27 protein-coding genes and 1 pseudogene are annotated in these 24,023 nt (G+C 69.3%); 17 read left to right on the forward strand and 11 right to left on the reverse strand.

What is annotated here, in order from left to right; genetic code table 11:
* Positions 1–305 precede the first annotated feature (305 nt).
* Entirely contained in the window at positions 306–1,394 is a 1,089-nt protein-coding gene (locus tag ACLJRL_RS15380; RefSeq protein WP_410656801.1) for a hypothetical protein, read from the forward strand.
* A 580-nt stretch (positions 1,395–1,974) separates the two neighbouring features.
* On the opposite strand, the gene ACLJRL_RS15385 is transcribed toward ACLJRL_RS15380, so the two are convergent.
* Entirely contained in the window at positions 1,975–3,429 is a 1,455-nt protein-coding gene (locus tag ACLJRL_RS15385) for a PLP-dependent aminotransferase family protein (protein WP_410656802.1), read from the reverse strand.
* A 61-nt stretch (positions 3,430–3,490) separates the two neighbouring features.
* Here ACLJRL_RS15385 and ACLJRL_RS15390 point away from each other — a divergent pair, with 61 nt between their 5' ends.
* Positions 3,491–4,123 (forward strand): YczE/YyaS/YitT family protein, encoded by a 633-nt coding sequence (locus ACLJRL_RS15390; RefSeq protein WP_410656803.1) that lies wholly within the window; start codon positions 3,491–3,493, stop codon positions 4,121–4,123.
* Between the two features lie 361 nt (positions 4,124–4,484).
* Here the strand turns inward: ACLJRL_RS15390 and ACLJRL_RS15395 are convergent, their stop codons facing one another.
* Complete coding sequence (locus ACLJRL_RS15395; RefSeq protein WP_410656804.1) at positions 4,485–5,009, reverse strand: Clp protease N-terminal domain-containing protein; 525 nt, start codon at positions 5,007–5,009, stop codon at positions 4,485–4,487.
* The gene (locus tag ACLJRL_RS15400) at positions 5,009–5,218 is read right to left on the reverse strand and encodes a sigma factor-like helix-turn-helix DNA-binding protein (protein WP_410656805.1); all 210 of its coding nucleotides are present in this window, start codon (positions 5,216–5,218) and stop codon (positions 5,009–5,011) included. The genes ACLJRL_RS15395 and ACLJRL_RS15400 overlap by 1 nt, the downstream gene beginning before the upstream one ends.
* 61 nt (positions 5,219–5,279) lie before the next feature.
* On the opposite strand from ACLJRL_RS15400, the gene ACLJRL_RS15405 reads away from it, so the two are divergent.
* Together ACLJRL_RS15405 and ACLJRL_RS15410 are read left to right on the forward strand one after the other, a co-directional pair.
* Complete coding sequence (locus ACLJRL_RS15405) at positions 5,280–6,053, forward strand: hypothetical protein (RefSeq protein ID WP_410656806.1); 774 nt, start codon at positions 5,280–5,282, stop codon at positions 6,051–6,053.
* A gap of 134 nt (positions 6,054–6,187) precedes the next feature.
* Positions 6,188–6,655, forward strand: a pseudogene (locus ACLJRL_RS15410) (DUF998 domain-containing protein); the annotation flags it as partial.
* An 81-nt stretch (positions 6,656–6,736) separates the two neighbouring features.
* Here the strand turns inward: ACLJRL_RS15410 and ACLJRL_RS15415 are convergent.
* From ACLJRL_RS15415 to ACLJRL_RS15425, 3 genes are read right to left on the reverse strand one after another with little or no spacing between them, the layout of a single operon-like run.
* Positions 6,737–7,741: a D-cysteine desulfhydrase family protein gene (locus tag ACLJRL_RS15415; RefSeq protein ID WP_410656807.1), complete on the reverse strand. Its 1,005-nt coding sequence runs from the start codon at positions 7,739–7,741 to the stop codon at positions 6,737–6,739.
* Between the two features lie 29 nt (positions 7,742–7,770).
* Positions 7,771–8,151 (reverse strand): hypothetical protein, encoded by a 381-nt coding sequence (locus ACLJRL_RS15420; RefSeq protein ID WP_410656808.1) that lies wholly within the window; start codon positions 8,149–8,151, stop codon positions 7,771–7,773.
* On the reverse strand, positions 8,148–8,864 hold the full coding sequence (locus tag ACLJRL_RS15425; RefSeq protein ID WP_410656809.1) for an SDR family oxidoreductase: 717 nt from the start codon (positions 8,862–8,864) through the stop codon (positions 8,148–8,150). The genes ACLJRL_RS15420 and ACLJRL_RS15425 overlap by 4 nt, the downstream gene beginning before the upstream one ends.
* A 101-nt stretch (positions 8,865–8,965) precedes the next feature.
* Here ACLJRL_RS15425 and ACLJRL_RS15430 point away from each other — a divergent pair, with 101 nt between their 5' ends.
* From ACLJRL_RS15430 to ACLJRL_RS15445, 4 genes are all read left to right on the forward strand, one after another.
* Positions 8,966–9,796, forward strand: a complete 831-nt coding sequence (locus ACLJRL_RS15430; protein ID WP_410656810.1) for a helix-turn-helix transcriptional regulator — start codon at positions 8,966–8,968, stop codon at positions 9,794–9,796.
* Positions 9,797–9,884: 88 nt separating this feature from the next.
* Entirely contained in the window at positions 9,885–11,267 is a 1,383-nt protein-coding gene (locus tag ACLJRL_RS15435) for an amidase (protein ID WP_410656811.1), read from the forward strand.
* Entirely contained in the window at positions 11,264–11,812 is a 549-nt protein-coding gene (locus tag ACLJRL_RS15440) for a TetR/AcrR family transcriptional regulator (RefSeq protein ID WP_410656812.1), read from the forward strand. The genes ACLJRL_RS15435 and ACLJRL_RS15440 overlap by 4 nt, the downstream gene beginning before the upstream one ends.
* Entirely contained in the window at positions 11,809–12,690 is an 882-nt protein-coding gene (locus ACLJRL_RS15445; RefSeq protein WP_410656813.1) for an oxygenase MpaB family protein, read from the forward strand. Before ACLJRL_RS15440 ends, ACLJRL_RS15445 begins: the two co-directional genes overlap by 4 nt.
* A 4-nt stretch (positions 12,691–12,694) precedes the next feature.
* Here ACLJRL_RS15445 and ACLJRL_RS15450 read toward each other — a convergent pair whose 3' ends face one another.
* On the reverse strand, positions 12,695–13,081 hold the full coding sequence (locus tag ACLJRL_RS15450; RefSeq protein ID WP_410656814.1) for a DUF6463 family protein: 387 nt from the start codon (positions 13,079–13,081) through the stop codon (positions 12,695–12,697).
* Positions 13,082–13,180: 99 nt separating this feature from the next.
* On the opposite strand from ACLJRL_RS15450, the gene ACLJRL_RS15455 reads away from it, so the two are divergent.
* The 5 genes from ACLJRL_RS15455 to ACLJRL_RS15475 all read left to right on the forward strand — a co-directional run bounded on the left by ACLJRL_RS15455 (position 13,181) and on the right by ACLJRL_RS15475 (position 17,414).
* Positions 13,181–13,759, forward strand: coding sequence for a TetR/AcrR family transcriptional regulator (locus tag ACLJRL_RS15455; protein WP_410656815.1), 579 nt, complete (start codon positions 13,181–13,183; stop codon positions 13,757–13,759).
* Positions 13,760–13,843: 84 nt separating this feature from the next.
* Positions 13,844–15,292, forward strand: coding sequence for a hypothetical protein (locus tag ACLJRL_RS15460; RefSeq protein ID WP_410656816.1), 1,449 nt, complete (start codon positions 13,844–13,846; stop codon positions 15,290–15,292).
* Positions 15,289–15,714: a FixH family protein gene (locus ACLJRL_RS15465; RefSeq protein ID WP_410656817.1), complete on the forward strand. Its 426-nt coding sequence runs from the start codon at positions 15,289–15,291 to the stop codon at positions 15,712–15,714. The genes ACLJRL_RS15460 and ACLJRL_RS15465 overlap by 4 nt, the downstream gene beginning before the upstream one ends.
* A 19-nt stretch (positions 15,715–15,733) precedes the next feature.
* The gene (locus ACLJRL_RS15470) at positions 15,734–16,870 is read left to right on the forward strand and encodes a hypothetical protein (protein WP_410656818.1); all 1,137 of its coding nucleotides are present in this window, start codon (positions 15,734–15,736) and stop codon (positions 16,868–16,870) included.
* Positions 16,863–17,414, forward strand: a complete 552-nt coding sequence (locus ACLJRL_RS15475) for a hypothetical protein (RefSeq protein ID WP_410656819.1) — start codon at positions 16,863–16,865, stop codon at positions 17,412–17,414. Before ACLJRL_RS15470 ends, ACLJRL_RS15475 begins: the two co-directional genes overlap by 8 nt.
* A 53-nt stretch (positions 17,415–17,467) precedes the next feature.
* Here the strand turns inward: ACLJRL_RS15475 and ACLJRL_RS15480 are convergent, their stop codons facing one another.
* Positions 17,468–17,722, reverse strand: a complete 255-nt coding sequence (locus ACLJRL_RS15480) for a DUF397 domain-containing protein (protein WP_410656820.1) — start codon at positions 17,720–17,722, stop codon at positions 17,468–17,470.
* 350 nt (positions 17,723–18,072) lie between these two features.
* Between ACLJRL_RS15480 and ACLJRL_RS15485 the strand changes: the two genes are divergently transcribed.
* Together ACLJRL_RS15485 and ACLJRL_RS15490 are read left to right on the forward strand one after the other, a co-directional pair.
* On the forward strand, positions 18,073–18,345 hold the full coding sequence (locus tag ACLJRL_RS15485; protein ID WP_410656821.1) for a hypothetical protein: 273 nt from the start codon (positions 18,073–18,075) through the stop codon (positions 18,343–18,345).
* 4 nt (positions 18,346–18,349) lie between these two features.
* The gene (locus tag ACLJRL_RS15490; RefSeq protein WP_410656822.1) at positions 18,350–18,619 is read left to right on the forward strand and encodes a hypothetical protein; all 270 of its coding nucleotides are present in this window, start codon (positions 18,350–18,352) and stop codon (positions 18,617–18,619) included.
* A 6-nt stretch (positions 18,620–18,625) separates the two neighbouring features.
* Here ACLJRL_RS15490 and ACLJRL_RS15495 read toward each other — a convergent pair whose 3' ends face one another.
* Genes ACLJRL_RS15495 through ACLJRL_RS15505 form a run of 3 tightly spaced genes read right to left on the reverse strand, consistent with a single transcriptional unit; the run spans position 18,626 to position 21,195 of the window.
* On the reverse strand, positions 18,626–19,474 hold the full coding sequence (locus ACLJRL_RS15495; protein WP_410656823.1) for an SAM-dependent methyltransferase: 849 nt from the start codon (positions 19,472–19,474) through the stop codon (positions 18,626–18,628).
* Positions 19,475–19,478: 4 nt separating this feature from the next.
* Complete coding sequence (locus ACLJRL_RS15500; protein WP_410656824.1) at positions 19,479–20,309, reverse strand: SAM-dependent methyltransferase; 831 nt, start codon at positions 20,307–20,309, stop codon at positions 19,479–19,481.
* A gap of 28 nt (positions 20,310–20,337) precedes the next feature.
* On the reverse strand, positions 20,338–21,195 hold the full coding sequence (locus tag ACLJRL_RS15505; RefSeq protein ID WP_410656825.1) for a helix-turn-helix domain-containing protein: 858 nt from the start codon (positions 21,193–21,195) through the stop codon (positions 20,338–20,340).
* Positions 21,196–21,415: 220 nt separating this feature from the next.
* Here ACLJRL_RS15505 and ACLJRL_RS15510 point away from each other — a divergent pair, with 220 nt between their 5' ends.
* Together ACLJRL_RS15510 and gndA are read left to right on the forward strand one after the other, a co-directional pair.
* Complete coding sequence (locus ACLJRL_RS15510) at positions 21,416–22,324, forward strand: MBL fold metallo-hydrolase (RefSeq protein WP_410656826.1); 909 nt, start codon at positions 21,416–21,418, stop codon at positions 22,322–22,324.
* A gap of 232 nt (positions 22,325–22,556) precedes the next feature.
* Positions 22,557–23,996 (forward strand): NADP-dependent phosphogluconate dehydrogenase, encoded by a 1,440-nt coding sequence (gene gndA, locus ACLJRL_RS15515; RefSeq protein ID WP_410656827.1) that lies wholly within the window; start codon positions 22,557–22,559, stop codon positions 23,994–23,996.
* Positions 23,997–24,023 lie beyond the last annotated feature (27 nt).

Consider the following 24,023-nt stretch of genomic DNA (forward strand, 5'->3'; position numbering starts at 1 on the left):
GACGCCACGCACCGCAGCAGGGATCCGGAAAAGGTCAGGTCACCGAGGATTTGAGTAGTTCCACGTGTGCCCGGATGGCCGCCCGGCACATACCCAGAGTGATCAACTTCAGTACTCCATGCACCGGAGCCGGTTGCGTCGTTCCGCCTAACGGGCTGGATCCGAGGCGGCAGAGGTGAAACACTCCCCTCCGGTGCTAGAACTGGTGCAGCCCCGGGGGAACTGCGACCTGGCCGGAAAGACCCCAAGCAAGATCGAACTCACGCGGAGAACGTGGGTTTCAGGCGCGGACGGTGGTGATTGCTGTGAGTGGTCCGGCAGTCGTGCACCGTCGCGGCCTCCCGCTGCCGAAGCCCGCCGCACGAATCCTGTTCGCGGGCGGGCTCGCGATCACCGGTTGGCTCCTCGGCGCCGTCCTCAGCACTCCGGCTTCGGCCGGCGAGCAGCCTTCCATCGCGCCCGAGACGGCCGTGGTCCAGCCCGTGCCCGACAAAGAAAGCGACTCCGGGAAAGCGACTACTCCGGATGAGTCCACTTCGGACTCCGGCGGCGTCGAGGCGACAAAGCCCGTCGAGAGTCCATCCGAAACAGAGCCCGAGGCTCCCGCCAAGAGCGAAGAACCCGAGACCGTCGTCGAGGACAAGGCCGTTTCGAGCGCGAGTTCCGTCGAGAAGTCGAGTACTTCTTCGGAACCGGCCAAGAAATCCGCCAAGACCGCGAAGCCGCAGGGCGGCAACGGCCTGCTGGGTGGCCTGATCGGCTCGGTCCTCGACGTCGTGACCACCACGGTCGGCGGCGTCGTCGAGACCGTCGGCGGTGTCGTCGGCGGAATCGGCGAACACGTGGTCGCGCCGATCATCACGCCCGCCCCGTGCGACCCGGACAAGCCGGTGATCCTGCCGGGCGTCGGCGACGTACTCGACCCCGTTTTCGGCGGCGGCTCCGGCGAGTCGGCGGGCGGCTCGGTCACCGTCACCGTCCCGGCCAAGAACGTCGTACCGAGCGCGCCCGCGCCGGTCACCCCGGCTCCGGCTCCGGTCGTCCCGGCCGAAGCCCCGGCACCGGTCCAGCACCACCGCGTCTCGCTGCCCACGCGGGTCCAGCTCGACGACCAGCTCGCTCCGGCCGCACCCGTCGAGTCCGACACGCACGCGTCTCCGGACGGCGGCGGTTCGGGCGGCGGCGGTGGCCTGCCGAGTGCCCCGGTGGCCCCGCTCGCGCCCACGACGAGCGCGAGCCCCGGGCACGACAACTCCGGCGGCGGCCGCGGGCCGCTCGCCGTGCTCGACTCCGGAATGCCCGCCACGCAGCTGAAACTCCTCGGAACCGGCTGCGACCACGAAGGCGAACGCACCGGACGGGAAGCCGCGCTTCCCACCACCTCCCCTGACTGACCTGACCGGGTCGCCAGGGAGAACCACGTCCAAACCAAGATCAACTTCGGTTTTCGACGTCTTGTGAAGTCCCTGGCCTAGCCGCGTTTCTGCCTGCCCGACTCTTTAAAGGGCACGAGCCAGGTTTCGCCACTCAAGGGGCAATCCATGCGTACCCATCTGTTTCTTCCCGAACGGCCGACCGCGCCCGGCCGGTTCGGATCCCGGCCCCGGCGCCGCGCTGCCCCTGTGGCGCCGGGACCAGCACCGGGTGGACTTCGGAGGCTTCTGCTCACCGCGCCGAGCAGGAGTCGCGCTTTCCCGAAGACCGCCTGAGCCGCAGGCGGTTCCCGGCACGTCGAGGGGCTGTGCCGGGTAACCGCCGCGGTGCCCGTTCCGAAGTCTCGATCTCGGAGCGGGCCGGATAGCCGGTGCGCTGAGCGTGCGGCGCCGATGCCCTCCCTGGAGCATCGGCCGCCCCGCCGGCGCACCGGCTATTTCCGTTTCCACGCCCGTTTCACGCCGCGTTTCGTCCTCTAGTTGCGTTAGTTGCACCTGCAACTAACGCAACTAGAGGACGAAACGCGGGGGTAGTGCGGGGTCAGGTGACCTGGACGGCGGCCGGAGCGGCCGTGACCGGACCGGCGGTGACCGAAGCGGCGGCCGTGCCCAGCCGCCGCACCGCCTCGAAAAGCCGGTCGGCCGGGAGCGCGTACGGCAACCGCAGCCACCGCTCCAGTCCTCCGTGGACACCGAACCGCGAGCCCGGCGCCACCTGCACCCCGTGACTCGCCGCCGCGACGGCCAGCCGCGTACTCATCGGCTCCGGCAGACGGCACCACAGCGAAAGCCCGCCCCGCGGCACGGTGAACGTCCACTCCGGGCAGTACCAGTTCAGCGCCCCGGTCAGCGCGTCACGCAGGGCCAGCGCCTCCTCGCGACGGTGCGCCAGCGCGGCGCCGCCGTCGTCGAGCAGTTCGGCGAGGACGAGTTGCTCGAACACCGGAGAACCCAGGTCGACGGCGAACCGGGCCGCGACCAGCCTGCCGATGACGTCCTCCGAAGCGCGGATCCAGCCGAGCCGCAGCCCGGCCCAATGCGACTTCGACGCCGAACCGATCGTGATGCCGAGATCCCCCGCGTAGGCGCCCAGCGGTAGCGGCCCGTCCACCGGGTCGCCTTCAAGATCCAGCTCCACCAACGTTTCGTCGATGATCGCGGGGGTCCGCGCCCGGCTCAGCGCGGCCGCGAGCCGCTCACGGCCCTCGGTGTCCAGGCGGAGACCGGTCGGGTTCTGGAAGTCCACGACGAAGTACGCGAGCCTCGGCGCCGACTGCCGCAGCGCGGCCTCGATCCCGACGACGTCCCAGCCGGTGGCCGGGTCCAGCGACACCGGGACCGGGATGGCGTGCGCGGCGCCGATGGCTTCGAGTGCGTTCGGGTACGTCGGCTGCTCGACCAGCACCCGGTCGCCGGGGCCGACCAGCATGCGCAGGACCTGCACGAACGCGTGATGCGCACCATTGGTGATCATCACCTGATCGGCGTTGGTCGGCAGGCCGCGTTCGGTGTAGCGGCGGGCGATCCGCTCGCGCAGGATCTCGAGGCCACGGACGTGGTAGCCGTTCGCGCCGAGGTGGTCCACCAGGGCACGCCGGGCAGCGTCGACCGCAGGGACCAGGCCCGGAATGGCGGGCGGGCAGGCCTGGGCGAGGTCGATGAGGTCCTCTCCGGACGCCAGGAACGGCTCGCGGCCCTGGCCGCCGGGCGAGGCGATCCACGAACCGGCCCCGCGACGGCTGGCGACCAGCCCGTCGGCCCGCAGTTTGTCCAGTGACGCCCCGATCAGCGTGCGGCTGACCTCGAGGGCGTCGGCGAGTTCCCGCTCGGCAGGCAGCTTCGTGCCGAGCGGGAGCCTGCCGTCGAGGACCAGCAGTTCGACGGCCGCCGCGAGGTCCACGGCACCGTGTCGAGAACCACTTTGACGCCAGGTTCCCAGCAAAGTGGCCAATTTTTGCCCCGAAACGCGTCCAGTCAGCGGGATCAGCGGTTCCATAAGACCAATTATTGCAAATTGGTCATGGTCAAGGTAGCCACTTACACCTGATAGTGCAGTAGTGGCACAAACACTCGACCTCAAGCCCGTCGGCATCTCCCACGACACGACGCGTCGCTCGATTCAGCTCGTCGCCGGGCTCGCCCTCTACGGCGGCAGCATGGCCATGCTGACCAGGGCGGGCCTCGGTCTCGACCCGTGGGACGTGCTCCACGAGGGCCTGATGAAGATCACCGGGCTCACCTTCGGCACCGTCACGGCGATCGCGTCGGTCGTGGTGCTCCTGCTGTGGATCCCCCTGAAGCAGCGCCCCGGCATCGGCACCGTGGCCAACATCGTGATCATCTCGCTCACCGTCGACTTCGTACGGATCTTCCTGCCCGATCAGCATGTGCTCGGCTGGCAGATCTTCAACCTCGTCGCCGGTGTGGTGCTCAACGGGCTGGCGGCCGCGATCTACGTCGGCGCCCGGCTCGGCCCCGGCCCGCGCGACGGGCTGATGACCGGCTTCGCGGCCCGCACCGGCAAGTCGATCCGCCTCGTCCGCACCCTGATCGAGATCACCGTGCTCGCCGGCGGCTGGCTGCTCGGCGGCACGGTGGGCCTCGGCACGGTCCTCTACGCACTCGCGATCGGACCGCTCACGCAGGCGTTCCTGCCACTGGTCGTCTGGCGCGAACGCGAACGCGCCTAGCTGGCCTCGTGAGTGGCAATGGGGTTAGAGCAGACCGCGATTTGTATACCTGCGGCCGGGGACGGCGTTCCGCATGGCCACGAGGCTGACGATGAAGGAATTGGGACACTCGACGTCCCAATTCCTTCATCGTCGTCTGGCGGTCTGTCGGGGCGTGCCGCCAGGCTCGGCGGCACACGACAGCTCTCAACCACTGCCACGTCGCGAAAGCCAAGCCCGTGGTCGCCCGCGTTTGGTCCACTACTTACGTTCGCCTGCGGTCGCGAGTGGGGACGATTTGGGACGTTGGACGGCCCGAATCCTCCCCACTCAACTGTGTGGCTCCGGCACCCCGACCGGCAGACGCCACCTCACGACCCAGCTAGCTGGCCTCGCGGCGTTCCAGCAGGCGACGGACGGCGAGGTAGTCGATCCCCCGCTGGGCGAGGACGTCGGCGGCCACGCCGGGAAGCGAGGTCAGCGCGAGCAGGACGTGCTCCCCCTCGATGCGCTTGTCCCCGACGTCGATGGCTTCGCGAAGGCTCTTCTCCAGTACCTTCTTCGCCTCCGCCGTGAAGGGCCGGTGACCGCGTCCGCTCCGGCGCCCGCCGGTCAGCGCGCCCTCGCCGTGGGTCTGCTCGACCCGTTCGACGATGTGCTCGACGTCGATGCCGAAGCCGCTCAGGGCTTGGACATCGGCGTCGCTCATCCCGCCCCGTCGGCGTACGCGCCGGAGGTCGTCGGCCAGTTCGTCGGGCGGGCAGCCCAGTGTGGTGAGCACGGTGGTGTTGCCGGAGAGCGACGTCAGCAGGTGCAGCGGGTCGACGTTCGCGGACCCGTCGTCCGACGCGGCGCGCTGTGCCCCGATGACGACTTCGCGGGCTTCGGTGCTGAAGCGTTCGAACATCAATGCCTCCCGTACTTCTTGTGCACCGCTTGCCTGCTGACCCCGAGCTCGGCGGCGATTTCCTGCCAGGACCAGCCGTGCACCCGCGCGCTGCGGACCTGCACGGTCTCGAGTTGTTCCAACAGCCGGCGCAGGGCGGCGACGGCGCGCAACCCCACGCGGGGGTCCCGATCACCCGCTCGCGCGGCCAAGTCTGTCGCTTCGGTCATGACGTCAACCTACGTTGACATTGGGAAGCTGTCAACGCCGGTTGACAGTTAGGGTGCGGGCATGGCGGAAATCGAGGTGGCGGAGAGGGATGGAGTCGGCGCGGATGGGTTACCACGCCCCACCGAAGACCACGTCGCCGTGCTCGGCAACGCCGTCGTCGTCCTCGACGGGGCGACGTCGCCGCATCCGGATCTCCCGTCCGGCGGCTGGTATGCGAGCCGGCTCGTGAACAGCCTGTCGAAGGCGCTGAGCGCGGAACCCCAGGCTGATCTGGCGATCCTGCTGGCCGAGTCCATCGCCGAGGTCGCACGGCGCGAAGGCCTCGAACCGGGGCGTTCGCCGTCGAGCACGGTCGCGATGGCGCGCTGGACCGAAGACCGGGTCGATGGCCTGGTGCTCGCGGACAGCCCGATCATCGCTTTCGGGCCGTCCGGCGCAGACCCGCTCACCGACGACAGGCTGGTCTCACTGCGCGACGGCGGCCAGCTCCGCACCGGCGCCGACGTCCGCGCGAAACGCAACGCGCCGGACGGCTTCTGGGTCGCCGAAGCGGAACCGAGGGCCGCCGTCGAGGCCGTGCGCCGCAGCTGGCCGCGCTCGGAGGTCGAGGCCTTGCTGCTGGCGACCGACGGCGTCGCGATCGGAGTCGACGAGTACGGCCTGTTCGACTGGCCGGAAGTCCTGGCCATCAGCCGGAAACGTGGTCCGGACGCGGTGCTCGACGCGGTGCGCACGGCCGAGAAACAGGACCCGGACGGCGAACGCTGGCCCCGTGCGAAACGCCACGATGACCAGCTCTTGGTACAGGTCGAGTTCGGGGTAGCCCCAGGGTAAAACCGGGGGCTTCCCGGATCGAGAATCCGCGGCCGCCCGAGCACGCTGAACGCATGACGTTCCCTGGGGAGAGTTCGCGCGGCAGACCGTGGCTGATCGCCGCGGCGGCGGCGATCGGCTGGGCCTTGTTCACCATGGTGGTGCTGCACCTGATCAGCTCACGCGATCCGGTGTTCGACACGTTGTCGAGCTACGCCTACGTCGACCGTGGCACCGGCATGCTGGGCGCCAGTGTGCTTTCGCTGTCCGTCGGCTCGCTCATGGCGCTCGGCGCGCTGCACGCGGCCGGGATCTCCCTGAGCCGCACGACGAAACTGCTGTTCGTGCTGTGGTCGCTCGGGCTGGCCGCCGCCGCCATCTTCCCCGCGAGTTACCCCGAATACCCGGACCCGATCAGCGGCGAGATCCACCTGTACGCGTGCCTGATCGCCTTCCTGAGCCTGCCGGCGGCCGGTTTCGCCCTGCGGGACAACCTGCGCGGCACCCCCGCGGCCAAGCTGGTCGGACGCCTGGCCTGGGGCAGCGCGATCGGTCTGGTCGTCTTCGGTCTCAGCTTCATCTTCGTGCGGCTGAGCGACATCCCGTTCTTCATGACGCTGACGGACATCGTCCCGGTCGGCGTCGCGCAACGGCTTTCGCTGGTCGCGCACGTGATCCTGATCGGCGGGATGCTGAAGGTCGCCTCAGCCGCTCACCGCGTCCGTGAATTCCGGGGCGTAACCGTAGAGGCCGGGCAGCCCGCCCGTGTGCAGGAAAACAACGTGCTCGCCGGCCGCGAACTGGCCTTCGGCCGCCCAGCGGACCAGGGCGGCGCCCACTTTGCCGGTGTACACGGGATCGAGCGCGATCCCTTCCGTGCGACCGAAAAGCCGCACCGCGTCCCAGGTCTCGGCGGTCGGGATGCCATAGCCGGGGCCGATCGTGCCGTCGGTGATATGCAGTCCGTCCAGTGACGGCGGTTCGCTCCCGAGCAGTCCCGCGGCCGCCACGGTGAGGTCGGCCAGGTTGTCCAGGGCCTCGTCCACCGGATGGCTGACGCAGGCGATGTCCAGGGTCAGCCAGTCGTAGGGAGCCGTCCCGACGACGAGCCCGGCCGACGTCCCGCCGCTGGCGTGCGGGGCGATCACCCTGGCCCGGGTGATACCACGTTCGGTCAGTTGCGCGGCGAGTTCCTGTGCGGCGGCGACGTACCCCAGCGCGCCGACGCCGTCCGAACCGCCGACCGGGAAGGTGGCCACCTTCCGGCCCTCGACCTCGGCTTCGGTGATCAGCCGGTCGTAGGTCCGGCCGGTCTCCAGGCCGTCGGCACAGATGTGCACGTTGGCCCCGAAGAGGTGATCGAGCGCGACGTTGCCCGACCGCTCGTACGCGTCGCCGTCGCGAGGGACCTTCGCGGTGAGCACGAGTTCGCAGCGCAGCCCGAGTTTCGCGCACGCCGCGGCCGTCTGGCGGCCGTGGTTGGTCTGGAGCGCGCCGAAGGTGATCACCGTGTCGGCGCCGGCCGTGATCGCCGCGCCGAGCAGGAACTCGAGTTTGCGCAGTTTGTTGCCGCCGATCCCGAGCGGATGCACGTCGTCGCGCTTCAGCAGCAGGTTCGGGATGCCGAGGGCCTCGCCCAAGCGGGGTGCCGCGTGCAGCGGTGTCGGGGAGCCGCCGAGGTCGACGCGAGGGAAGCGATCGAGGTTCATGCGGGCCACGTAACCACACCGAAGCGGCCTCAGTCGTGCGGCCGTGCCCCTCGGCGCAACGCGTCCACAGTGGTCTCCGGTGAGGTGTTGAAGCAGAACACGATGCCGGGCACCGACGCGGCGAGCAGGTTCACGATCCGTTCGAACAGCAGGGTGTGCTCCGCCGCCATCCGCAGGCCCGCGCCGATCATCACGACTCGGACCGGGTGGGCCGCGACGCACTCGCGCACCTTCGCCTCCGCCTCGTCCGGGTCGGCGGAGACCTGGCACGGCACGATGTCGAATCCCGCCTCGCGCAGGTCCGCCTCGCCCGCGGCGATCCGGGCCGTCAGCGTTTTCTCGTCCAGGCCGGGGTAGCGGTTGTAGTCGAGGGCACTCGGGTGCAGCCCGAGCGAAAGAATGCCTGTCACCACGACACTGTCCCCTCTCGGTCGAAGAATCCACCGGTCGGGCCGTCCGGGCCGAGGCAGGCCAGCCGGACGATCGCGTCGGTGCCCTCGCTCACCGTCTGGAAGCCCGCGTGGCCGGTGAGGTCGGTCGCCGTATAGCCGGGATCGACGGCGTTGACCCGGATGCCGTCGAGCGCACGGGCGTACTGGACGGTGATCATGTTCAGGGCCGCTTTCGACGCCGGGTAGCCGAGTTGCGGCGGCACGAGCCCGAACCAGCGGGGGTCCTGGGCCACGGTGAAGGAGCCCATCCCGCTGGACACCATCACGATCCTGGGCTGCTCGGCGTTGCGCAGCAACGGAAGAAAGGCGGTGGTCACGCGGACGGGGCCGAGCACGTTCACCTCGAACACCTCCCTCAGTGACGCCGCCCTGGTGTCCCCCGGCGGGGTCGCCGGGGCACCGACGCCCGCGTTGTTCACGAGCACGTCCAGCCGGCCCACTTCCGTCTTCACCCTGTCCGCGGCCGCCTCGACGGACTCGTCGGAGGCCACGTCGAGCGGGACGAACCGCACGTCCAGCCCCTCCTCGGCCAGTTCCGCCACCGCCACGCCGCCGCGTTCCGGGTCGCGGGCCGCCAGGAACACGTCCCAGCCCAGGGCCGAGAGCCGGCGCACCGTCTCTCGGCCCAACCCCTTGTTCGCCCCGGTGACCAGGGCGGTCGTCGTCGCCATGGCCGTAGCCTCGCCGTTCGCCCGGCCGGGTGCCAGGACCGCTGACGCCTGGGATCGCCGGTACCACCCCGAGCGGCCGCCCGTCCGGCAGGATGGTGTGTGTGGACAAAGCCGAACTGGCCACCGTGCTGCGCACCGCGCGGGCCCGGCTCAAGCCCGCCGACGTCGGCCTGCCCGCCGGCCCACGCAGGCAGGTACCGGGGCTGCGCCGCGAGGAGGTCGCTCAGCTCGCGGGCCTCGGCGTCGACTATGTGATCCGGCTGGAGCAGAGCCGGGGCCCCCAGCCCTCGGCACAGGTGCTCGGCGCACTGGCCAGGGCGCTGCGGCTCAGTGACGACGACCGCGACATGCTGTTCCGGTTCGCCGGTACCGCACCCCCGCAGGCCGGCCGGGTCCCGATGCTGGTCCGGCCCAGCGTGCTTCGGCTGCTCGATCGGATGTCGGACCTCCCCGCGCTCGTCCTGTCGGCCAAGTCCGATGTGCTCGCCTGGAATCCCTTGGCCGCCGCACTGTTCGGCGACTTCACCACGCGGCCGCCCGCGCGACGCAACCTCATCCGGCAGCGGTTTCTCGACCCCGGCCGCATCACGCAGTCAGCCGACACGGACTCGGCCGCAGACTGCGTCGCCTGCCTGCGGACCGCGCAGGCCCGCTACCCGCGCGATCCCGACCTCATCCGCCTCATCGCGGACCTGCGCACCGGCAGCGCACGGTTCGACAGCCTGTGGCAGGCCGGACGCTCCGGGCGGCTGCGGGCCGGCAGCCCGACCCTCGATCACCCGGAACTCGGCAGGCTCACCCTCGACTGCGATGTCCTCCTGGTGCCGGAGGCCGACCAGACCGTCCTGGTCTATTCGGCCGCGGCGGGCTCACCCGAGGCGTCGGCGCTGGAGCTGCTCCGCGTCACCGGCCTCGAACAGTTCACCTACTGACACACCGAAACCGCACGATCGAGAAGGAGCACCAGAGGCTACCCGGTGGTATTGTTCGTTCGAACGAACGAGAAGCGCAGGGGGAGCCATGACCATCTCGAAACCGGACCTCGCGTTCACCGGCCTCGCGGAACAGGCCGCGCTCCTCGCCAGTGGCGCGACCACTTCCGTCGAACTCACCAGGTTGGCGCTGGAACGTGCCGAAGCCAGCCAGCCGACCCTCAACGCCTTCAAGTGCCTTCGCCACGAAGAGGCACTACGCGAGGCCGAGGACGCCGATCGGCGCCTCGCCGACGGTGAGACCGCTCCCCTGCTCGGCGTCCCCACGGCGATCAAGGACGACCTCGACGTCACCGGGCTGCCCACGGCGTTCGGCTGCGAAGGCGACTTCTCCGCCGCGACGATGGACTCCCCCGCCGTCGCCGCGCTCCGCGGGGCGGGCGCGGTGCTCATCGGCAAGACCAACACCCCCGAACTCGGCCAGTGGCCGTTCACCGAAGGCCCGGCGTTCGGCGCGACCCGCAATCCGTGGGACACCGAACGCACCCCGGGCGGTTCCTCAGGCGGCGCGGCGGCGGCCATCGCGTCGGGGGTGATCGCCGCCGCGCTGGGTTCCGACGGGGCCGGGTCGATCCGGATCCCCGCCGCGTGGACCGATCTGGTCGGCATCAAGCCGCAGCGCGGCCGCATCCCGACCGAACGCGAGCTCTTCCACGGCCTGACCGTGGTCGGCCCGCTCGCGCGCACCGTCGGCGACGCGGCCCTGCTGCTCGACGTCGCCGCCGGGACCGGCACCGCCTTCCAGGCCGCCGCCCGCCGCGAGCCGGGCCGGATGCGCATCGGGCTGTCCACCCGGATCCCTTTCACCGCAACGAAGACCCGGCTCGACCCGGACGCGCACGCGGCCGTGATCCGGCTCGCGGAACGGTTCGCCGAACTCGGCCACGAGATCGTCGAGGTCGAACCGGACTACCGGCTGATCGGCCTCACCTTCCTGCCGCGCTCGCTCGTCGGCGTGCGCGACTGGTCCCGCCGCGTCCCCGACCAGGCCCGGCTCGACCCGCGCACGCGGGCCAACGCGCGGCAAGGCTCGGCGCTGGCCGGACCGGCGCTGCGCCTCTCCCGGGCGGTGGAACCGTTGCTGCAACGGCAGATCGGCTCGGTGTTCGGCCGGGTCGACGTCGTGCTGACCCCGACGACCGCGACCCCGCCACCGCGGATCGGCACGTTCGACAAGCTCACCGGCTGGCAGACCGACCAGGCCATGATCGCCGCGTGCCCCTACGCTTGGCCGTGGAACGTGCTGGGCTGGCCGGGGGTCAACGTGCCCGCGGGGCTGAGCCCGGACGGACTGCCGCTCGGCGGACAGTTGCTCGGCCCCTCGCACTCCGAGGAGCGGCTGATCTCGCTGGCCGCGCAACTGGAAGAGGTCGAACGGTGGCAGGACCGCAAGCCCGAGACCGCTTGGTGAGCACCCGCGAGACCGTCCTCCACGCCGCGCTCAAAGTGGTCGGGGAGCAAGGGGTCGGCGGGCTGACCAACCGCCGGATCGCGGCCGCTGCCGGGGTCTCGCTCGGCACACTGACCTACCACTTCCCCAGCCAGACCGCGTTGCTGCGCGAGGCGATGCTGCTGTTCGTCGAGGAAGAGACGTCGAAGCTCACCGGGTTCGTCGACGACTACCGCGAGCAAGGGCTGAGCATCGAGCAGGCGGCGTCGGTGGTCGAGCAGGTCATCGCGCAACTCCCCTTCGGCACCGACGAACTCGGCGCGCACGAGTTGTACCTGCAGGCGGCGCGCGACCCGGAACTCCAGGACGCCGCCTCCCGCTGTTTCGCCGCCTACGACGAACTCGCGCTGGTGATCCTGCGGACGCTGGGCGTCCCGTCGCCGGAGCGGCTGACCGGTCCGGTGGTGGCGCTGATCGCCGGGCTGCAGTTGCGCCGGCTCGCCACCGGCGACGACGGTGTCCCGGTAGCGATGTCGTTGATGATGCTCATCCGCGGCGCGTCATGAACGGTCCGCCGATCGTCAAGGGGACGGCGGCGTGGAGGTACTTCGGGGACTTCCGGGCCGGGCTTCTGGCCGGTCAGGTACTGGTGCTGCAGGTCGCGCATCCGGTCGTCGCGGCCGGCGTGCGGGATCACTCCGATTACGTCGAGGATCCGTGGACGCGGCTGATGCGCACGGCGGCGTCGCTGTCCATTTACATCTACGGTGGCGCGGAAGGCGCCCGGTACGAGGCCGACCGGTTGCGCGCACTGCACAAGGCGTTCACCGGCGTCCGCGCCGACGGCCTCCGGTACAGCGCGCTGAACCCGCGGGCCTACGCCTGGGTGCACGCGACGCTCGTCATGGTTCCCGTTGACACGCAACGGTTCTACGGCAAGCCGCTGACCAGGCCCGAGCTGGACGAGTACTACGCGCAGATGTGCGACGTCGGACGGCTTCTCGGCCTGCGCGAGCAAGACCTGCCGGGCACGTGGCCGGACTTCGAGCGGTACTACGCGGAAATGCTCGACGGGTTCGGTCCGAACGAGACGATCTCGACGCTGTTCGAGACGATCCGGACGGTGAAGAAACCGTGGCGGTGGCTGCCCGAGCGACGGTGGTCGCGCTTGCGGCACTGGCAGTATCTGGGGCAGATGTTCGTCATCCGGGGCACGCTGCCGCCCGCGCTGCGCGACCGCCTCGGTCTACAGTGGACAGACCGGGATCAGTGGCGGTTCGATCGTTTTCGTGCGGTGGTGCGGCTTTTCGGCGCGTTGGTGCCGACGACCCTCCGCTCCTCGCTCGTGCGACGGATCGGGCGTCTCAATGTCTGGTTCCGCGCCCATCCCCGCGCGTACCGCTTCCTCGGCGGCACCGCCGGCCCCGGAAGCTCCCGCAATTAGAGGACTACTTACGCAGGGCAGTGCGGCGTGCTCCGGCCAGCAGGAGGACGGCGGCGATCAGCAGGAGCAGCAACGGCGAAAGTCCGGAAAGGACGGTACCCACCACGGCCCATGCCGCCACGCTCCAGGCGATGAACGGCGGCGGCGTGAGACCACGGCGATCCAGCCACAGGACGATCACTCCGACCAGGAGCAGCGGCAGGCCGAAGCTGTACAGCGTGTACCAGAACGCGGCGGCGGGGTGGCTCATCGCGACGGGGTCGTTGTTCGGCGCCTCCCACAATGCCCAGGCGAACCAGCTTCCGGCGTGCCGCGGGGCCGTCTCCACCAGGGCCCCCACCGTGTGGCCCAGTCCGCACAGCACGATGATCCATCCGGCCGACTTGATCATTCGAGATCCCGCCCCTCCAGTTATACGGTTGCGTACAACAAGGAGACTAGACCGGTTGTACGGTACCGTACAACCAAGGAAAGGTGAGGTAGAGGACACATGGGAGCACTGCGCACCCCGCGCGAGAAATGGGTCGAAGAGGGACTGCGGGCGTTGGCCGCGGGCGGGGTGGACGCCGTGCGTGTCGAAGCGATGGCCAAATCCCTCAGCGTGACGAAGGGCGGGTTCTACGGCTACTTCGCCGACCGGAACGCGCTACTGGCCGCGATGCTGGACACCTGGGAACAAGAGTGTGTCGACGACGTCTTCGAACGGATCGAGCAAGAAGGCGGCGACATCCTGGACAAGGTCCGGCTGGCCGGACAGCTCACCTTTTCCGGCGACCGCCTGCTCCCCATCGACCTGGCCGTCCGCGACTGGGCCCGTCGCGATCCGGAGGTCGCCGAGCGACTGCGCCGCGTGGACAACCGGCGTATGCAGCTCCTGCGTGACGCGATCAGCACGTTCTGCCCCGACCCGGACGAGGTGGAGGCCCGCAGCCTGCTCGCCTTCTGCATGGCCATCGGCAGTCACTTCCTCGCCGCCGACCATCCCGCCCACAGCCGAGACCAGGTCAAGGCCCTCGCCGGCCGGTTCATCCTCACCCCCACCCCCGAGGCGGGACCCCAACCGGGGTAAGGGCCGTGATCCCCTTTACGGGGGACCTCGGTTCACTCCGCGCCGTGACGCTTTCCCCGGGCCCGGTCGTTAACTTCAGGCGGGATGGGGAATTCACCGAGGGGGCGGCGCGCGGCGCCGTTGGTCATCGCTCGCGTACTCGTGCTTTGTGCGCTGGCCGCATTCGTCATGGGCGGGACGGCGCACGCCGACGGGGTGTCGAGCGGAGCCGACGTCCAGGTCGCGCAGACGCTCGGCACCCGTGATCTCACCGTCGTGCTGCGGCGGATGGACATCGCGCCCGGTCCGCTGCACGTCGACGTCGTCACACATGCCGGGAGCGCGCCCGGAACGCTGAAACTGCGCGCTTCCACCGCGGGAACGACGTTTTCCGAGACCACGATCCAGCTGGGCGGAAAACCCGGCGCCTACGCGGGATTGCTGCGGGTCGACCAGCCAGGCCCGTGGGAACTCGGCCTCGACGACGGGACGGACACCGCGTCGATCCCGTTCATCGTCCCCGCCAGGGTCATTCCTCCTTGGGAGAAGGCGACTTTCGGCGGGTTCGTCGGCGCGGGCGTGTTCCTGGTCATCGGGCTCGTCGTCGCGATGCGCGTCCGGCGGCCACAGCTCGCGCTGATCCCGGCGGGTGGCATGGTCGCCGCGCTCGCCGTCGCGATCACCGGGGCGATGCTCTCCGCGTCGACCCCGCCGCCGCCCGCGCCGGGCGCCGCGCTGGATCCGACGATCGGCAACATCGAGGATCCATACGCGAACGCGCAGATGTCCACAGTGGACTTCTCGCGGCCGCCGGTGAACCTGGCGGTGCGCTCGCCGAGTGCGCGTTCGGGGGCGCTCGCCGACGTCCGGCTCGCCGTCACCGACGGCGCGACCGGCCGCCCTGTCGACGACCTTCTGGTGCACGACAACGCTTTGATCCATCTCGTCGTCATCTCGCCGACGGGCAGGCTCTGGCATCTGCACCCGGCGCGCGTCGGCCCCGGCGACTACCGCGTGAAGTTCACGCCGCCCGAGGCCGGGACTTACGCCGTCGCCGCGGAACTGGCGCGGCGGGGCGGTGGCGTGCAACTGGTCCGCGCGACGCTGCCGGTCACCGCCGGCACCGATTCCCCCGCCGATCCTGTCCCCGCAGGCGCGGGCGAGCGCGTCGTCAACGGCTCACCGGTCGGCATCGACATCAAGCCCGGCACGCCGACGACGATCACCGCGCGGTTCGGCAAGGCGGATCTCCAACCGTGGCTGGGCATGCTCGGCCATCTGATCGTCGTCGGCCCGATAACCGACGACCGCCAGGTCGGCGCGGATGCCGCTGCCGCGCCGACCTGGGCCCACGTCCACTCGATGATCCCGCAATCGCCTGGTATGCCGGGGAAACCGGACGAGACCGTCGCCGCTTACGGGCCGGACGTTCCGTTCACCTACACCTTCGCCGCACCCGGCAGGTACCGGATCTGGCTGCAGGCCGAACGCGACTTCACCGTGATGACCGTGCCCATTCAGCTCGAAGTCCCACCGGAAGGGGCGCCGCAATGACCTCAACGCCGTCCACAGTGGACACTGAACGACGGAGACCGGTCCTGCTGATCTCGGTGGGCGCCGTGCTCGTGGCGGCGATGCTGGCCTGGCTGCTGTGGCCGTCCGGCGACGGCGGGGCGCAAGTCCAGCGCTCGACGCAAGGGCCTTACACGGTCGAGCTGTCGGTGACCGATCCGCACCAGGGCGGCAACGCCTTCGCGCTGACGGTCACCGGGGCCGCTCCGGACGTGGTCACCGTCGAACCCGTGATGCCGCAGATGGGACACGCGCTCGCCCCGTCGCCCGCGATCGCGGAGGCGCCCGGCCGGTACCGCACCGGCGACGTCCTCCTGCCGATGGCGGGTCAATGGGAGATCACCGTTTCACTGCGTGGGCCGTCCGGCGCCGCGCAGCACGTTTTTCCTTTGCTGGTCAAGTAAGAGAGGGAGGTCGGGGGGTATGGATCTCACCGCGGGAGGGGCGAGGGTCGCCTCGGTGGCACGAAGTGAACGCACCGGTCTCGTACCGGCGGGCACGGTGCTGGCGGGATCGGTGATCTCGCTGGTCGGGCTCACCTGGGATATCCAGTGGCACGGCGACGTCGGTCCGGACACGTTCTTCACGATGCCGCATCTGTTCCTGTATTCGGGCAGCGCGATCTCCGGGCTCGCGAGCCTGGTGGTCGTGCTGATGACCACGGCCGCGCGCCGGGCGGGCCGTCAGGTCGACGCCCGTGTCGGCGGTCGCGCGATCAACGTCTTCGGCCGGGTCTTCGCCGCACCGGCCGGTTATCTGGTGACCGGGACGGGCGCGGCGATGTTCCTGCTGTACGGCCTGTGGGACCAGTGGTGGCACGGCTTGTACGGCTTCGACGCGGTGATCGACTCGCCGCCGCATATCGGGCTGCTGCTGTCGATCACGTTGAGCATCATCGGCACGGTCATGGTGTTCGCGGCCGCACGGGAACACCGCTGGGGCACCAACGGTGTTGTCGGCAGCCTCGGCGTCCTGATCGCGTTCAGCACGGTCACCGTGCTCGGGCTGCAGCAGATCGACCTCGACATGGTCGACGTCATTTCCCTGGGTATCGCACTGCTTTCGGTGCTGCTGGTCTCGGCGGGAGCCGGGTTCCTGCGGCGGCCGGGCGGCGCCGCCTGGGTCGCCGCCTCGCTGGCGGTCATCCAGGCGATCACCTGGTGGTTCTCGCCGTGGGCCGCGGAGGCGTACGCGAGCGCCGTCGGCCTGCCGATGCGGGACTACATCGACGGCGTGCCCGCGATGCCCGCGCTGATGCCGATGGCACTGCTGCCGATCGCCCTCGTCCTCGAAGCGATCTACTTCGTTTCGCGGCGGCGCGACTGGGCAAACGGCCGGATTTCGGTGCTGGCGGGCGGTATCGGCGGGCTCCTGGTCGGCCTGACCATGCCGATCCAGAACGCCATCGTCTACGGCTCCGACTCCGTGGACTGGCCGATCGTGTTCGCGACGGCCGCGGTGGGCGCGGTGCTCGGGCTGCTCGGCGGCTTCGCCGGGTGGCGGTTCGGCGGGATGCTGCGGCTGCTGGCCCCGGCGAAGGGGGAACACGCGCATGCGTAAGACACTGCTGGCCTTGGCGGCGGCGATCGGGTTGCTGTTCGCGACCACACCGCCCGCGAACGCCTACGAACCGGTGAACATCGTGCATACCGAACGGGTGCAGGCCGGGCCGTACGGGATGACCATCGGGTTCAGCACCTGGCCGTTGCGTGCCATGCAGTCACTGGACTTCACGTTCATCCCGGACGACGGGATCGCCGCGAAGTCGGGCACGCTCGCGTTCGTCAATCCGGAGACCGGGCGGGTCGGCCGGGCCCAGCCGCTGGCGAAGCACCCGCGGAAGCTGGAGGTGTGGGGGCTGGACATCCGGTCGCTGGATACGCAGGGCTCGTGGGCGATCCGGTTCGCCCTCGACGGCCCCGCCGGTCCGGGTACCGGCGAGCTACGCGATCTGACGGTGCTGGAACAGCCGGGACCGCCGATGGCGGTGAGCTGGTCGATCAGCTTGATCCCGCTGATCGTCCTCGCCGTCCTGATCACCATCGCGTGGCGACGGACCCGGGGAAGGTTGCGCGGGAACGGGGTCATGCCCGTCGCGACGTGATTCGAGAGATCATCGGATGGCTCGCGTGTCCGGAAGGGCACGCGAGCCGTTCGTCATGGGCTGAGATCGAACTGGCCTGCTTTGACGGCCTTCACGAAGGCGTTCCACTCACCGGAATCGAAAACGAAGACAGGACTCTCGGCCAGTTTGGTGTCCCGTACCCCGACCAGGCCTTCCCTGCCCAGGTTGACCTCGACGCAGTTACCCCCGTTGGGTTCGCTCGCGAACGATTTCTCCCAAGCGGCGTCGTCGAACAGCGACACGGCCGTGGTCGGATCGTAATCCGCCGCCGATGGATAATCGGCCATTGGTCGTACCTCCGAACGTCTGTCGGGGGTGCGGGCCGCCACCAGCGCGAACCGTCACGTCCCCAGCTTCTCCCTGCCTCAACGGGACTATCCCGCACGGCCAAGTGGGTGATCAACTCTGCCCACCCTCGACATGAAGATTATTCCAGGAGTAGGATTAATCGCAGCGGCCGGGGCTCGGTTGTTGGTGAATCGCTTGCAGTATGCAAACAACTTGGCGGCGGAGGTCACCGGGTGGCATTCAGCGGAGGGTTTCGCCGGTTCGGCGGGTCATCGACGGCAGGTGACCGGCCCGAGCACCACCCCGCGGTTCATGCCCAGCATCGCCGACCTCGTGGGGGAGGATCAGCGTGATCATTCAGGACACCATGCCTGAGACGGTACTCGCCGTCGGCAGGCTCATGGCCGGAACGGCCGGCGAAAGCCGCCGCTCCGCGCATCTGTTCGACCTGCATTCCCGGGGCTCGCATCCCGAGTTCCTGCACGCCCGCTGCGGCGCGGCGATGCCGTACGACCACCTGGAATGGATCGCCGTCGGCTCGGGGATGCCCTGCGAGCGTTGTCTCGGCCTGGCCGGTTCGGCCGACCAGGCGCGGTTGCCGCGGCCGAGCCGGGGGGCGTGATCCGATGGCCGTCCGCCTCACCACGCTGCTCACCCGCCGTGAGGACGAACGCCTGACGCCGGAAAAACGCCGCAACATCGGACTGGAACTGCGTCAGCGCTTCGGATTCAGCCTCATCCAGGCGCCACTGCGCAAGCAGCCGCCGTGGAACTCCGAGGTCGACTTCCCGGAGCAGCGCACGCTGCGACAGCGGGATCTGATCAGGACCGGCCGGCCGTTCGAAGGTCAGTTCGAGTTGTCGCCCTTGATCGGGCATCTGACCGGCCGGGCCTGATTTTCGCTAAGGCTTGCGGCCCAGCCCGCCGAGCCCACCGGTGAAGGTCGGGTCGTCGGCGAACTTGTTGCTGGCCCGGGAAGCCGCTTCGTCCAGATGCCAGGCGGCCATCCAGTCGATGCCCGGTTCCACCATCTCCAGGCCGTCGAAGAAGGCGCCGAACTCCGCGCGGGTGCGCAGGTGGAACGGCGCGCTCGTCTTCTTGTACAGCTCCTGGACGTTCTCCCGGTTGTCGTTCTCCTTGCGGGTGACGCCGTCCTCGGTCAGATGCGAGGACAGGAAGTACGAACCCGACGGGAGCAGGTCGATGTAGCGCTTCACCATCTCGTGCACCGGTTCGTCCGGGCCGAGGAAGTACAGCAGGCCGACCATGACCAGCCCGATCGGCTGACGCGGGTCGAGCACGCCGGTCTCGAGGGCGCGCTTCCAGATGTCGGCCGGGTCCCGCACGTCACCCTGCAGGACCGCGTGGCGCCCGTGCAGCCCTTCGCGTTCCAGCAGCAGCTGGGAATGCGCGACGGCGACCGGTTCGATGTCGATGTAGACGACCCGCGTGTCCGGGTTGATCTCGCTCGCGATCTGGTGGACGTTGCCGACGGTGGGCACCCCGGAGCCGATGTCGAGGAACTGGGTGATGCCGTTGCGCGCCAGGTAGCCCACGCCGCGGCCGAGGAAGTCGCGCCCGACCCGGGCGAACGTCTTCACCTCCGGGAACTGCTTGAGCACCTGCGCGCCGAACTCGCGGTCGATGGCCCAGTTGGCCGTACCACCGAGGAACCAGTCGTAGACCCTGGCCACGTTGGGGCGTTCGAGGTCTACACCCTCGGGAGCCTCGGGGTCCTGCTGCGTCGTCATACCGTCACACCTCGTTAGGAGCGGGTTTGCGGGAGACCCCGCCGATGGCGCAGTTAAGCGTAGGCGAATGGGGGTCGTCCAGCCGCCATTCGCCGACCGGGACCAGACCGGGCGCGACGAGGGCGAAATCCCCGAAGAAGCCCCGGATCTCTTCCCTGTCACGGAAGGTGGCCGGTGTGCTCGACTGCTCGTACTGCTTCACGACGCGCTGGATCTGTTCCAGCTCGTCACCTTCCACACCGGACATCGTGACATGGGAAAGAACGTAGAACGAACCGGGCGGCAGGAGGGCGCGGTAGCGCGCGATGATCCCGGCGAGTTCGGGCTCCGGCAGGAAGTGCAGGACCGCGACGGTGAGCAGCGCCACCGGTTTCGCCGGGTCGAGCACGCCGGTTTCGAAGGCGCGCTCCCAGACCTCGTCGGCGTCGCGCAGGTCGCCACCGATCACCGCGTGCCGGGCGGGATCGCCGCGTTTCTCCAGCAGGATCTTGGAATGCGCGACGGCGACCGGTTCGTTGTCGACGTACACACAACGGCTTTCGGGGTCCGCCTCATCGGCGATTTCATGGACGTTCCCGACGGTCGGTACGCCGGAACCGAGGTCGAGGAACTGGTTCACACCGTTTTCGGCGCAGTGCCGCACCGCGCGGCCGAGGAAGGCCCGGTTCGCCCTGGCGACGGACCGGATGAGCGGGAACGCCTTGACCAGCTGCTCGCCGAATTCCCTGTCCACCGCCCAGTTCGCGGTTCCCCCGAGCGCCCAGTCGTAGATCCTGGCGGCGTTGGGCCGCTCGAGATCGACGCCTTCGGGTAGGAACTCCGGATCCACGGCCATAACCCTACCGAAGGGACGCCTTCCCGCCTCAGGACTGCATCTGATTGCGGTACAGGCCGGCGAGTTCCTTGAGGAACTGCCTGGTCTCCTGGCGCTCCAGCGCCGCGCCGCGCAGGCGGTCCCAGGAATCGACGAAGATGTTGAAATCCTTGACGTCGTCGAGGTACAAGCCGCCCGCGGAATGTTCGATGTAGACGAAATCCCTGGTGCGATCGGGAAAACGCATGATGGTGAAATCGTTGGGCACGGCGGCGAGACGCGCGCCGAAGGGCAGCACGTGCACATACACGCGAGGATGTTTGTCCAGTGCCAACAAATGCTCCACCTGGTCCAGCATCACCGCGGGCGCGGATCCGCCGGGTGCTCGGCGCAGGGCGCCTTCGCTGATGATGAAGCGGTAATAAGGCGGCTGCTGCTGCTCGAAGACGGCCTTGCGGTCCAGCCGGTTGCGCACCAGTGAGGTGACGTCGGTGGCGCCCGCCTCGGTGAACTGCTTGAGCATGTAGTGCTCGGACTGCAGCGGGCCGGGGATGCGCTCACCGTGCCAGGTGAGGATCTCCGCGGCCGCGGGTTCGAGGTCGGTGAAAGTACGGAACCAGTGGGGCACGACCGACCGGTAACCGGACCAGTGGCCACGCTGCCCGGCCGCGGCGCGGGCCAGGTTCATCAACGTGTCGGCCTCGTCGCCGTTGATAGCGAACGCGTTCAGCATGGAGCGCACATCCCCGAGTTTGACCCCGACGGCACCGGACTCGATCTTGTTGACCTTGCCCTGGGTGCAGCCGAGAACCTCGGCGACCTGCTGCTGTGTCATCCGCGCGGCGTTGCGGGCATGCCGGAGCTCGTTTCCGAGCTGCTTCCGGCGCGAGGTGACGGTGCTCGCCATCAGCCTTGCTCTCCCGGACCACATAGCCAGGACCACGGCTTCCCGTCGTCCTGCGCGCGAACATTCGAACCCACCCAGGGTACTTCACCTTGCGGGTTTCGATGATGACATTGCGCAGCGTTCCAGGAAACGTCCGAAAACACCAGTCACCTGGGTTGTCACTCTGGTGGCGGAACGATCTCCTCACATTTCGGGCACCTCGCCCCGGCATAGTGACCGAGTGGACCAATCACCCTTCGCCCGGCAGGTCACCGACGATGTCTTCGGGTACGTCCAGCCCGACGGGTCGTGGTGGATCAACAACTGCGGGTTCGTCGCCGCGGGCGACCACACAGTGGTGATCGACACGTGTTCCACCGAGCGGCGAACGCGGGCGCTGCTGGAGACGGCGGCGTCCACGGGCGGGGCGCCGGTGACGACCGTGATCAACACGCATCACCACGGCGACCACACCAACGGCAACTACCTGGCGGCCGGCGCGACGATCGTGGGGCATCGCAAGACACGCGAGGTGATGGTCGCGACCGGGATCAACACCTACGAGGGCGCGTTCACCGGCAACGACTGGGGCCACCTGGAGCTGCGGCCGCCTGAAGTGGTGTTCGACGACCGGCTGACCGTGCACGCCGGCGACGTCCGGCTGGAGCTGGTCCATCCTGGACACGCCGCCCACACCACGAACGACGTACTGGTGTGGCTGCCGGAGCGGCGGGTGCTGTTCGTGGGCGACCTGATCTTCAACGGGGGCAGCCCGTTCGCGCTGATGGGTTCGCCCGCCGGCTGGCGGGCCGCGCTGGATCTGGTCCGTGAGCTGGAGCCGGAGACGATCGTGCCGGGCCACGGGCCGGTCTGCGGTCCCGAGGCGATCGACGTCGTCGACGGGTATCTCGCGTTCCTGCAGAAACTCGCCTCACACGGGAAGGCCGCCGGGCTGACGCCGCTCCAAGCGGCGCGCGAGGCCGACCTGGGCCCCTTCGCCGAACTGTCCGAACAGGAACGGCTGCCCGCGAACCTGCACCGGGCCTACGCCGAACTCGACGGCCTCGACTGGGGTGCGCCGATCGACCTGCAGGCGGCCCTGGCCGACATGGTCACCTACAACGGCGCCCCGATCCGCTGCTTCTCCTGACACCTACGACCCGCGAAACACCCCTCGCGCGCCACCCCAGCCCCCCACCCGTCCCTGGGGGACGGCCCCGCGCCCAGCGTATCGGTACCCCCTGACGATCCAGGCCTACCGAGGCGAGTTATCCACAGGTGTGCCCGGTTGTGGATAACTCCCGATTGATCCCTTCGCGCCCCGGCGCCGTATCCCTCAACGGGGATAGGCTCGGTACGGGTAACTCAGCGGAAGGGTGCGGATGAGCAAGAAGGCGAGCATCGGGGTCACCGGTCTGGCGGTCATGGGCCGCAACCTGGCCAGGAACCTCGCGCGGCACGGCCACACGGTGGCCCTGCACAACCGTTCCGAGCAGCGGACGAAGGAACTGGTCGAGCAGTTCGGCGACGAGGGCGACTTCATCCCGGCGTACTCGGCGCAGGCGTTCGTCGACGCGCTGGAGCGGCCACGTCAGGTCGTGATCATGGTCAAGGCAGGCGCGCCGACGGACGCGGTGATCGACGAGTTCGTCCCGCTCCTCGAAAAGGGCGATGTGATCGTCGACGCGGGCAACGCGCACTTCGCGGACACCCGGCGCCGCGAGGCCGCGCTGCGTGAGAAGGGTCTCCACTTCGTCGGCACGGGTGTGTCCGGCGGCGAGGAGGGCGCGCTGCACGGGCCGAGCATCATGCCCGGCGGGTCGAAGGAGTCGTACGAGTCGCTCGGGCCGCTGTTCGAGGACATCTCGGCGAAGGTCGACGGCGAGCCGTGCTGCACGCACGTGGGCGCGGACGGCGCCGGGCATTTCGTGAAGATGGTGCACAACGGCATCGAGTACGCCGACATGCAGCTGATCGCCGAATCGTTCGACCTGCTGCGCGGCGCGGGCGGCTACTCCCCCGCCGAGATCGCCGAGGTCTTCCGGACCTGGAACTCCGGCAGGCTGGACTCGTACCTGATCGAGATCACCTCGCAGGTGCTGGCGCACACCGACTCCGCGAGCGGCAAACCGTTCGTCGACATCGTGGCGGACCAGGCGGAGCAGAAGGGCACCGGCCGCTGGACCGTCCAAATCGGACTGGACCTCGGCGTGCCGATCAGCGGGATCGCCGAAGCGGTGTTCGCGCGCTCGCTGTCCGGTTCGTCGAACCTGCGCGAGGCCGCCCGCGGTCTCGGCGGTCCTTCGCGGTCACCGCTGACCGGGTCCTCTTTGGAGCGTTTCGCGGACGACGTCGAGCAGGCGCTGTACGCGTCGAAGGTGGTCGCGTACGCCCAGGGCTTCAACCAGATCCAGGCCGGCGGCGCCGAGTACGGCTGGGACATCGACCTCGGCAAGGTCGCGTCCATCTGGCGTGGCGGCTGCATCATCCGGGCGAAGTTCCTGAACGACATCACCGCCGCGTACGCCGAGGAGCCCGCGCTGCCGACGCTGCTGACGTCCGGCGGTTTCCGGAAGGCCGTCGAGGACGCGCAGGACTCGTGGCGTTCGGTGATCTCCACCGCGGTCCGGCTCGGGATCCCGACACCGGGCTTCTCGACCGCGCTGGCCTACTACGACGGTCTCCGCGCCGAGCGGCTTCCCGCCGCGCTGGTGCAGGGGCAGCGTGACTACTTCGGTGCGCACACCTACCGCCGGGTCGACCGCGAGGGTTCGTTCCACACCGCTTGGGCGGCCGACGGCCGTCCCGAGTCCCCCTCCTGATCGTTCTGTGAAGGCCTCCTTCCCTAC

Origin of the sequence: Amycolatopsis sp. lyj-112, assembly GCF_046549055.1 — a bacterium.
In the GTDB taxonomy this organism is placed as follows: domain Bacteria; phylum Actinomycetota; class Actinomycetes; order Mycobacteriales; family Pseudonocardiaceae; genus Amycolatopsis.